Consider the following 10344-nt stretch of genomic DNA (forward strand, 5'->3'; position numbering starts at 1 on the left):
TCACCAGCGAAATCGTCTCGTGCACAATCGCTAGGGAATGAGTGCCCAATTGGCTGTCTTTGCAACCAAAACAAAGGCAAGTGGTGGTCAGCCCAGCCAGATCCTTCGCAGCTACTCGGATGCGGTGGCGAATCCGGTGAGTTACAGCATCAAACGATATCTGCCCGACTCGTACAGTTGTCCGAGCCGAAAGGTGGCTAGAGCCCTCCGAAGTTTATAAGTGCGGTGGTTGCGGGGACACGCAACCACCGATGTTCGCTGATTGTGCGATATTTAATCCCGCTGAGAGCGGTTTTTGTCCACTCCTCCCCTTTCTATCTCGCTTTGAATGAAAGGCCACGAACGGCGAACATCTATTATGTTGGGTACAGGTTATGAGATGCCGGAACGATTGCCTGCCCAGATGCACTTGACCCGCCGGTCGGCCCGGCAACACGATTAAAATCCTATTTTTGGAAAGAACGTGCACAAGCGGCCTTGGTAGTTTGAGAACGCGCCGATATGCGGCACAAGGTGGCTGCAATGCTGGGCCGGATGGTCCCGGCATGCCGCCCAGGTCGCCGGAGGATCGATAGGTCTTGACGCAGAAGGGGATCACCCTGAAAGACGTTGCCGCCGCGGCAAACGTATCGCGTGCGACGGCTGCGCGGGCGCTCAACAGCTACGGCTATGTCGGCGACGAGACCGCGCTTCGCGTGATCGAGGCAGCCGACAGGTTGGGCTATCGGGCCAACCGCGTCGCCCAGGCGCTGCGCAGCGGGCAATTGCCTCTCGTCGGCTTCGTGCCCGGCGACATTCAGAATCCGTTCTTCGCCCGCATTGCCCATGACGTCGAGGCGGAGTTGCGCAAGCACCACCACAACCTTCTGATTGCCAGCAGCGAGGAGAATGTCGAACAGGAGAAGGAGCTGCTGGAGAGCCTGCGCTCGCTCAGCATCCGCGGTTTCATTCTGGCACCGACATCGGCGACCGATAGCCAGCACATTGTGCAGCTCGCTCGCGAAGGCATCCCGATCGTGCTCGTCGATCGCGTCGCCAAAGAGGTGCACTGCGACAGCGTCGTCGTCGACAATGAAGGCGGCGCGCGCGAGGCCGTCGACTACCTCGTTGCCAATGCGCACCGCCGCATAGGTCTGCTGCGAGACGAATCCCGCATCTTCACGGCGCAGGAACGCCTGGCGGGATATCAGAATTCATTGCATTCGCATGGCATCGACCTTGATGAAACTCTGGTCAGTGTTTCCCGCTCGACCGTCGAGCATGCCATCGAAGCCACCATTCGCCTGTTCAGCCGCCGAAACCGTCCGACTGCGCTGTTCACCGTGGACAGCCTGATGACGCAAGGCGCGTTGCTAGGCCTGCGCTCGATGGGATTGTCGATCCCGCACGACGTGTCCCTGGTTGGGTTCGACGACTTCAATCTCGCCACCTTCACCGACCCGCAGATCACCGTCATCGCCCAGCCCATCTCTGAAATCGGGCCGCTTGCCGCAAAGCTGCTGCTGGAACGGCTCGCCGGGAAGAAAGTCGCACCGCGTCATATTAGGTTCCCGACACGCCTGATCGTCCGCGGCTCGGTTTCGCACCTGCCCACACGCTGATCCGAATTTCAAAATCAAACTGCTTAAGAAATTTCGTGCGAGGGACTTGCCAGCCGCAAGAATGCGTGCCCTATATTGTGATGTGAGATCGATCTCACATCGGCTGAACTTAGGGCCGAAAGCTTGGCGCAACGTCTCGCAGGACGCTTACGCCGAGGCGCTGCCGTACACCCGAAACACAAGGAAAAACTGCATGCTCAACTTCGACAGGGACCGCTTCGTCAGAATCCAAAGCGGTGCCGTTGCCATCGCCGCCGAAGCGCGATCCCTGCTGCGCAAGTTGCTTTCGGACGGCGTCGAGCGGCTATACTTCATGGGAACCGGCGGCGTGCAGCTCCTCACCCTTCCCGCCATCGAGCTGGCGCAGCGCCGCTCCACCTTTCCGGTGAGCGCGCTGTATCCTGCCCAGGTCGTGCTTGATCCGCCGGCTGGGCTCGACCACAAGGCGGTGGTCGTCATTCCCTCGCTGTCGGGCACGACGAAGGAAAGCGTCGAACTTCTCTCTTTTCTAAAGGCACGTGACGTCCGCACGATCTCGCTGACCGGTCATTCGGACACGCCGATCGCGCAGGAAGCCGACCACAACTTCACCAATTTTGCCGAGGACGACACCTCGTCGGAATCGTTTTATCTCCAGACATTGCTGATCGTGTTGGCGCTTTTGGCCGAGCGCGGAGAATACGATGGCTTTGACGCCACCGTGGCGGAGCTGCAACTGCTGCCCGGTCTGCTTGCCGACGCGAAAGCTGCGTTCGAGGCACCGGCCGCCAAGCTGGCCGAAACGATCAAGGACGAAACATATCACATCTTCACCGGCGCCGGATCGGTGTGGCCCGAAGCGTACTATTACGGCATGTGCATACTCGAGGAAATGCAGTGGATCCGCACCCGGCCGGTGCACGCCGCGGATTTCTTCCATGGCACACTGGAGTTGGTCGAACCCGGTGTCAGCGTCTTCGTGTTCAAGGGCGAGGATGGCACACGCCCTCTGGCCGACCGGGTCGAGAATTTCGCCAGGCGCTACACCGATCGCGTCCGCACACTGGATGCCGCCTCGGTCGAGCTTCCAGGTATTTCAGCCCGGGTGCGCGGCCTGATCTCGCCGGTCCTGCTCGCCACCTTGCTCGAACGGCTGAGCGCTCACCTGGAGGTGCTGCGCGATCACCCGCTGACGACACGTCGCTACTACAAACGCGTAGAGTACTGAACCCCTCTCACATCTGAAGGAGTTGCTCATGAAACGTTCCCTGCAAGTCGGAGCGGTTGCACTGGCCGCAGTATCATCGATGGGGCTGTCGATCAGCAGCTCCGTCAGTGCCGAAGCCGTCGCCGCAGACCCCAACGCAAAGGTCGAATACAGTGGCACATTGTCGGTCCTGACCAAGTTCGGGTCGCAGCAGCTGTCCCCCTATTTCGTGAATGTGGCGCAGCAATATGAGAAGCTCCATCCGGATGTGAAGGTGGAGCTCATCCAGGAGAGCGACGACAGCGTCAAGGGCAAGACCAAGACCTTGGTCGCATCGAACTCGCTTCCCGACATCTATTTCTCCTGGACGGGGAGTTGGGGCGCTAATTTCGTACGCGGCAATCGCGCCGTCGATCTGACCAAGGTCATTGCCGCTGACACAAACTGGGGCAAAACCCTCTCTCCCGCCGCCGTCAAGGCGTTTGAATACAACGGCAAGCTCTATGGCATACCGCTCTATCAGGATGCCAAGTTCATGGGCTACAACAAACACATCTTTGGCAAACTTGGGTTGAAGGCTCCGGCGAATTTCGAAGAGTTGCTCGCAAGCTGCGATGCAATTCGCAAATCCGGGATGACGCCTATTTCTCTGGGCAACAAGGAAGCCTGGCCCGTTATCCACTATATCGGCCAACTGCTGGCCTACAACGTGCCGCAGGCGGCCCTGGAACGCGACTTCGATCCGAGCACGGCGCAATATACCGATCCCGGCTATGTCGAGGCTCTGAAGCAGTTGGGCAAACTTCTTGAGCGCTGCACCGACGGCGCCGCGGTCAATGGCACGTCCTACAACTCTGCTGGACAAGCCTTCAGCAACACGCAATCGGCCATGTATTATCAGGAGATCCTCGAATTTGACTCGAGCGCGACGCCGGACACAGCCCTGAAGACTGCCGATTTCGGCTTCTTCAAACTGCCGGTGCCCGATGGCGTCAAGGGTGACCCGAAAGCGATCGAAGGGGCGCCCGAGGGCTACATGATCAGCTCGGCGTCAGAAAACATCCCGCTGGCGATCGACTTCATGAAGTTTGTCACATCCCCGCAAAACGCGCAGGTCCTCTCCGCGCCCCCCTATGGGCAGCCCAGCGCGACGATCGGAGGAACGTCGGAATCGACCATGAGCAAGGCGGTCATCGAGGGCATCAAGGAGATCAACTCGGCCTCGTATTTGATGCCCTGGCTCGACACCGCAAATCCCCCGCGTGTTGCCGCCGCATGGCTGTCCAGCCTGCAGGCGCTCACCGGAGGTTCGATGTCGCCCGAACAGGTCATGGAGGAGGTCCGGCGGACCGCCTCGGCGGCCAAATAGCTGAGACGATGATCGAGGCTGCGGAAACAACGAAAAGCGGCGCCATCATCCATGGCGCCGCGAGGCGGCATGCGCCAGGCAAAAGGTCCCTGGCTCGGCTGCGCAGACTGTTGTCGTTCCGATGGGCGACGATCGCGCTGATTCTTATCGGCTGGTTTGTTTATTATCCAATCGTCGACAACTTCATCGTCAGCACAACGGATGAAGACATCTACACGGGCGAGGTCACCAATGTCGGCCTCGCCAATTACGAGCGGCTGTTGCAGGATCCTATCGTGCTGGTCGCGCTCCTGAACAACTGCCTTTACGCTCTGATTTCCGTCGTCTTCCAGGTCTTTGGCGCCTTTCTGCTGGCAGCAATCATCGAGGACCTGAAAAGCGAGCGCTGGCGCCGCTTCTGGCGGGCTGTGTATTTCGTCCCCTCGGCCATTTCGATCACTGTCACTGGCCTGCTGTTTTACTTCATCTACCAGCCGCAGATCGGATTGTTGGACGCGGTGCTTACTCGGCTCGGCCTTGAGCAACTCGTCCAGCCTTGGCTCGGCAATGAGCACACAGCGATCTACGCGATCATCGCCATGAGCCAGTGGCAGGGCTTTGGATATTCCACACTGCTGTTTGCCATCGCGATCCAGAAGATTCCGCGCGACCTCTACGACGCAGCCACAATGGATGGCGCGGGTGCGCTGAGACGGCTGTGGAGCATCACCTTTCCGCTCACCCGGGAGATGACGGGACTGATGGTGATCGTCACCGTGGCTGGAGCGTTCCAGGTATTCAACGAGGTCATGGTCATGACCGCCGGCGGGCCCAACAACAGCAGCCAGGTCTTGGGTACATGGCTCTATCAGAAGGCCTTCATCGAGGACAATTTCGGTTATGGCGCAGCGATTGCCGCCGTCATCTTCGGGGTGACGATGCTTACCGGCGTGGCGCAGCTTTGGTACACCAGGCGCCGCAGGGTGCAGCTATGAGCGCGGCCGTCGCCGCTGGGCGAGCCCGGCACGCGAATGTGTGGGCCGTCATCGCGAGGTCGTTGCTGTACTCGTTCCTCGTCTGCCTGGGCGTCGTGGTCATCTATCCGCTGGTCTGGATGGCGCTCAACGGTTTCAAGGACAATGCACAGATCTTTGGCGATCCGTTCGCCCTGCCTGCCCGTTGGTTGTGGGGCAACTATGTGCAGGCCTGGAATCACGGTGTGCGCGACTATGTGACCGTCTCCGTCCTTGTAACGGTCGCATCGGCCATGTGTACCGTGCTAATCAGCGCCTGGACGGCGTTTGGACTCACTCGAACCAAAATGCCAGCAAAGCCGTTGGTCGTTGCCATCGTGCTCGGCGGATTGATGCTCAGTCCGACGGTGGCGGTCATTCCGCTGGTCAAGATGCTGCAGGCGCTCGGTCTCTACAATACATATTGGGCGCTGATCATCCTCTATACGGCGTTTCGCGTGCCGTTCACCACCTTCCTGATCCGCGCCTATATGCTCGATCTGCCCAGCGATCTCGACGAGGCGGCGACGATGGACGGCGCCAGCGAGGGGCAGATATTCTGGCGGATCATTCTGCCCTTGTGCCGGCCCATCATCATCTCCTGCGTTATCCTGCACGTTCTGTTCGCCTGGAACGAATACCTGTTCGCGATGATCTTTACGAGCGGCGCCGATGTGCAGACGCTGCCGGTCGGCCTGACTTCAATCATGGCAAAGCACGGGACCAACTATCCCGTGGTCTTCGCGGCTATGACGATCTCGGCCTTGCCTATCGTGGTCGTGTTCTTTGCCGCGCAGCGCTACTTCATCCGTGGCCTGTCCGAGGGCATCGGCAAATAGCAATTCCTGAAAGGAGCCTTTATGCCGCAGCTTGCTGCCAATCAGCTGATCGGAGCCAATTTCAGCTTTCAGCACTTTCCATTCGATCGGGTCGCCGAGATGATCCGTGGGTTCGGCGTCGGGGAGATCGAGCTATGGGGTGTTGCGCCGCATCTCGACCTATTTCATGCTACCGACGCCCGTGTCGATTCCGTGCGTCGTGTGCTCGCCGACAACGGCCTGTCCACCTGGTGCTTCACTCCCGAACAGGTGCTGTACCCGATCAATATAGCCTCGGGTGACGAGGATTTCCGCCGCGCCAGCATCGAGCGGTTTTGTCGCGCCGCCGACATTTGCGCCATACTGGGCGCGCGCTACCTCTTCCTGACGCCCGGGCGAGGCTACGAGAGCGAGGCGCCTGAGCAGGCATGGGCACGCGCCGCCGAGGCGCTCGGCGAGGTCGCAGAGCATGCCGATCGCAACGGCGTGCGTTGCCTGCTCGAGCCGCTGCAGCGGCTCGAGACCAACATTGTCAATGATGCGGCCGGCCTGCGCCGCATGCTCGATCAGGTGGGCGCCGACAATATGGACGTCGTGCTGGACTCGGTCTGTATGGCGACGGCGGGCGACACGGTGTCGGACTACGTCAATCTGTTTGGCTCGCGGCTGGCGCATGTGCAGCTGGTCGACGGCACCCCGGCCGGACATCTGGTCTGGGGAGACGGGTCGCTGCCGCTCGGTCGCTATGTCAGCGAATTGGCGAACTCTGGATACAAAGGCAAGATTACTTTCGAGCCGTTCGGCAACGGGTCCTATGCGCTCGATCCGGTAAAGGCCTGGACACGCTGCCTGTCTGCGATCGAACCTTATCTGAACCGCACCGTGGTGCCGGCATGACCGCAAAGGCATCGCCAAAACTTGTCGCCGTAGGCGACAATTGTCTCGACGCCTATCTCACGAATGGGCTGCTGACCGTTGGCGGCAACGCCTTGAATGTAGCAGCGCAATGGCGACGCAACGGCTGGTCGGCTCGCTATTTCGGCGCCATAGGCGAGGATACCGAGGGCGAGATCGTATTTGCGGAATTGGCCACGGTCGGGTTGTCGCCGAGCGATGTTGAACGTCTTCCTGGCGACACGGCCGTCACCCTGTTGCGTGATCAGTCCGGCGAGCGGAAATTTCTGCATGAATCCTTTGGAGTCGGCGAAAACTATATGCCGGCTCCTGAACACTACGCCCATATCGCTGCGGCTGACTGGGTGCATTTGGGCACCAACTCCAACAAGGAGCTCGTCCGCCGCCTGGTGGCCGACCATGTGTCGTTCAGTGTCGACATATCGACGGCACATCTGCTGCTACCGCTCGAGGGCGTGTCGCTGCTGTTTGCGTCCGGACCCAACGACGCCGATACGCCCGTTGAACCGCTTCTAGGGGCGCTGAGGGCAGCCGGCGCACGCCAGGTGGTGCTGACCTGCGGCCGCCGCGGCTCCTACTTCGATAATGGCACCAGCATCGTGCACGCCGCAGCCACGCCGGTCGATGTCGTCGACACGTGCGGTGCGGGAGACAGCTTTATCGCGACATTCCTGACCACCTTCTGCTGCGACAAGCTGAGCGCCGCCGAAGCGCTGCACAGGGCTTCCGTCGCGGCTGCCGAGACCTGCACTCATCTCGGCGGGTTTCCGCAGAAGCCGCGTCCTATTCCGGACTGGCTGCTCGCCAAATATGCCAGCTCGATCATCGACGCCCAGGGAGCTTGAACGTGGCGACGCTTCGTTTGCGACAGCCGACAGTCGCAGCCCCGTCCAGTCGCTCATTCTGGCTGCAGGACATCGGTGCCGCTGCTTGTACTGAGCCGCTGCAGGGCAGCGAGCGCGCCGACGTGGTGATTGTCGGCGGCGGCTACACCGGCCTGTGGACGGCGCTGCGCATCCGTGAGCTCGCTCCGGAAACCCGTGTAACCGTGATAGAGGCCGATCTCTGCGGCTCGGGAGCCTCGGGCCGCAATGGTGGTCAGGTTCACTCTTGGTTCGCCGAACTCGACCAGATCAGCAGTGTCGTTGGGGTCGACGAGGCGCGGCAGCTGTGTGGCGACACGGTGGACACCATTGCCGAGCTCGATGAGCTGCAGCGACAGGGCACGATCGACATGGATCTGCGGCTAGATGGCTGGCTGTGGACGGCGAGCTCGATTGCGCAGGAGGGTGCATGGGAGCGCGCGGTCGAAATGACCGCGGCAGCTGGCCAGAACCGGTTTAGGCCGCTCACGGCAGAAGAGATCGCGCGCCGCACTGGATCGTCTGCGGCCTACGTCGGCGTCATCGAGGCGAACGCAGGCACGGTGCATCCGGCCAAGCTTGCCGTAGGACTGCGCGACCTGGCGATCTCACGCGGCGTCATCGTCCATGAGCGCAGCCCGGTTATCGACATTGAAACCGGCAAAACATGTGCGGTGCGTACGCAGCAGGGCACCGTGCATGCCGAGAAAGTGGTGCTTGCGGCAAATGCGTGGCTCTCGGCACTGCCGGAGCTGCGCCGCCATCTTTACGTCGTTGCCAGCCAGGTGATCGCCACCGCTGAAACACCGGAGTTGCTTGACCGCATCGGGTGGCGCGACGGCGCGTCGATCTGCGACTCGCAGAGTCAGGTTCTGTATTATCAGCGCACCCAAAAGGGCCGGGTCGTGTTCGGCCGGGGAAGCGGCAACGTCGCTTTCAGAGGCAATTTCGGCTCCAGCTTCAACCGCAGCCCGGAGCATGGTCGCGACAATTTGCGCGAACTGCACCGGGTCTACCCGGCGCTGCGTGGCGTCCCGATCGAATATGACTGGGCCGGGCCGATCGATTGCGTGCCCGAGCATGTCCCCGTCTTCGATCACCTGCACAGTCATCCCAATATCTTCTATGGCATGGGCTTTAACGGGACCGGAATTGCGCAGACGGCGATCGGCGGCCGCATCCTCGCCAGCCTGGTGCTCGAGCACAATGATCGCTGGAGCGCCAGCGGCCTTGTCGGCATCGACCGGCGGCAGGCATTGCCTCCGGAGCCGTTCCGCTATCTCGGCGCCAAGCTTGTGCGCAGCGCAATCCGACGCAAGAACGACGTCGAGATCCACAACCGGAAGCCGGATGCGCTCACCCGTTTTCTTGCCCAGCTCACGCCAGGGCATCGCAAGCCATAATAGTCCTACCTGCATTCAGCCCAGCCGATCCGCACTGGGCCGATGTCGTGGTAGGCAGGCGAAGAAACATACAGCAGGTCAATATCCTTGCACGGCATCGACCTCGACATAGAGAGGTGCTGCAACTCAGGCGTGATCCTGGTTTCCCCACTTTCCCTGCGCCCTTCAGCACGCTTGGCGTCGGCACGTGCAGCGTCTCGGGCTCGCTTCAGTTCACTGATGCGCCCTTTGAGATTGGAATCATCTAAATCGGCGAGGCCATTCGATCGCCTCGCACAATCGCGTTAGCTTGGCTTCAGCCTCCGCCGCCTGCCTCTTCAGCTCGATGACTCGGCCTTTTTGCCGCCCTGCTTGCTCGTCGCGACGCCTAATCAAGCCCAACAGCAGCTCCATGCGGCACTCGTTGACAAGCTTGCGGTGATGTGAACAGGATTATACAGGCTCATTGAACAGGTACTTATATGAAGCGGCGTTCGGTTCAACTGTCTCCCGGCACGGGCAAGCCAGAACAGATTGCCACCGTTCTCGAACATGAAATCCGCTCCGGTGTTCTGGGCTTCGGCGACCGGTTGCAAAGCGAGAACGAGCTCGTCCAGCGTTTCTCCGTCAGCCGTAACACCGTTCGCAAGGGCCTTGAGGAACTGTCAAGCCGCGGACTGATCACCACCAAGGTCGGCATCGGCTCTTTCGTCACCTTCGATGGCAACCCCGTCGATGACTCAATCGGTTGGTCGCGGGCGCTCGCCAACGCCGGCGCCAATGCCGAGACGCGCACCCTGCGGCTTGAGGTGATCGAGGATCCTGATCTTGCCGCGCTACTTGGTATAGAAAACCCGTTTTTCATCGCTGTCGACCGGGTGCGCACCAATGCCAGCGACGGCCACGCTATTTCCATCGAGCGCAGCCGACTGCCATTGTCGCCCGAACTGGAGGACGTGCCGTTGCGCGGCCTGCGCGAAGGCTCCCTGCACCAGACGCTTCGCGGCGCCGGCCTCATTCCCGACCATGGCGAGGAATGGGTCGGGATCGAAATGCTCAACCCTGAGGACGCTGCAATCCTCGGCTGCCCGCAAGGCACGCCATTCCTGCGCGGTCGTCGGCTGACCCGCGCCGCCGATGACCGGCCGATCGAATATGTGACCAGCCTGCTCAACCCGGCGCATTTTGCGCTGCATATGAGGTTCTGAGAGATGCCCG

At 60.8% G+C, this 10344-nt stretch carries 9 protein-coding genes; all 9 read left to right on the forward strand.

What is annotated here, in order from left to right; genetic code table 11:
• Positions 1 to 578: 578 nt before the first annotated feature.
• Positions 579 to 1601 (forward strand): LacI family DNA-binding transcriptional regulator, encoded by a 1023-nt coding sequence (locus tag NKH83_RS18965; RefSeq protein ID WP_352806588.1) that lies wholly within the window; start codon positions 579 to 581, stop codon positions 1599 to 1601.
• 193 nt (positions 1602 to 1794) lie between these two features.
• Positions 1795 to 2808, forward strand: a complete 1014-nt coding sequence (locus tag NKH83_RS18970; protein ID WP_352806590.1) for an SIS domain-containing protein — start codon at positions 1795 to 1797, stop codon at positions 2806 to 2808.
• Positions 2809 to 2836: 28 nt separating this feature from the next.
• Positions 2837 to 4156 (forward strand): ABC transporter substrate-binding protein, encoded by a 1320-nt coding sequence (locus NKH83_RS18975; RefSeq protein ID WP_352806593.1) that lies wholly within the window; start codon positions 2837 to 2839, stop codon positions 4154 to 4156.
• Between the two features lie 8 nt (positions 4157 to 4164).
• Positions 4165 to 5130 (forward strand): carbohydrate ABC transporter permease, encoded by a 966-nt coding sequence (locus NKH83_RS18980; protein WP_352806596.1) that lies wholly within the window; start codon positions 4165 to 4167, stop codon positions 5128 to 5130.
• Positions 5127 to 5987 carry a carbohydrate ABC transporter permease gene (locus NKH83_RS18985; protein ID WP_352806599.1) on the forward strand — a complete coding sequence of 287 codons (861 nt, stop codon included), beginning with the start codon at positions 5127 to 5129 and terminating at the stop codon, positions 5985 to 5987. Before NKH83_RS18980 ends, NKH83_RS18985 begins: the two co-directional genes overlap by 4 nt.
• A 21-nt stretch (positions 5988 to 6008) precedes the next feature.
• Entirely contained in the window at positions 6009 to 6863 is an 855-nt protein-coding gene (locus NKH83_RS18990; RefSeq protein ID WP_352806602.1) for a sugar phosphate isomerase/epimerase family protein, read from the forward strand.
• Positions 6860 to 7726: a PfkB family carbohydrate kinase gene (locus tag NKH83_RS18995; RefSeq protein ID WP_352806606.1), complete on the forward strand. Its 867-nt coding sequence runs from the start codon at positions 6860 to 6862 to the stop codon at positions 7724 to 7726. The genes NKH83_RS18990 and NKH83_RS18995 overlap by 4 nt, the downstream gene beginning before the upstream one ends.
• A gap of 2 nt (positions 7727 to 7728) precedes the next feature.
• Positions 7729 to 9147: an NAD(P)/FAD-dependent oxidoreductase gene (locus tag NKH83_RS19000; protein WP_352806609.1), complete on the forward strand. Its 1419-nt coding sequence runs from the start codon at positions 7729 to 7731 to the stop codon at positions 9145 to 9147.
• 461 nt (positions 9148 to 9608) lie between these two features.
• Positions 9609 to 10334 carry a GntR family transcriptional regulator gene (locus NKH83_RS19005; RefSeq protein ID WP_352740915.1) on the forward strand — a complete coding sequence of 242 codons (726 nt, stop codon included), beginning with the start codon at positions 9609 to 9611 and terminating at the stop codon, positions 10332 to 10334.
• The last annotated feature ends 10 nt before the right edge of the window (positions 10335 to 10344 follow it).

It is taken from the genome of Mesorhizobium sp. M0909, from assembly GCF_040319515.1.
In the GTDB taxonomy this organism is placed as follows: Bacteria; Pseudomonadota; Alphaproteobacteria; order Rhizobiales; family Rhizobiaceae; genus Mesorhizobium.

Coding starts and splice junctions, on each gene's coding strand:
- NKH83_RS18970 (WP_352806590.1), top strand. CDS start 1,795: ATGCTCAACTTCGACAGGGACCGCTTCGTCAGAATCCAAAGCGGTGCC.
- NKH83_RS18975 (WP_352806593.1), top strand. CDS start 2,837: ATGAAACGTTCCCTGCAAGTCGGAGCGGTTGCACTGGCCGCAGTATCA.
- NKH83_RS18980 (WP_352806596.1), top strand. CDS start 4,165: ATGATCGAGGCTGCGGAAACAACGAAAAGCGGCGCCATCATCCATGGC.
- NKH83_RS18985 (WP_352806599.1), top strand. CDS start 5,127: ATGAGCGCGGCCGTCGCCGCTGGGCGAGCCCGGCACGCGAATGTGTGG.
- NKH83_RS18990 (WP_352806602.1), top strand. CDS start 6,009: ATGCCGCAGCTTGCTGCCAATCAGCTGATCGGAGCCAATTTCAGCTTT.
- NKH83_RS18995 (WP_352806606.1), top strand. CDS start 6,860: ATGACCGCAAAGGCATCGCCAAAACTTGTCGCCGTAGGCGACAATTGT.
- NKH83_RS19005 (WP_352740915.1), top strand. CDS start 9,609: ATGAAGCGGCGTTCGGTTCAACTGTCTCCCGGCACGGGCAAGCCAGAA.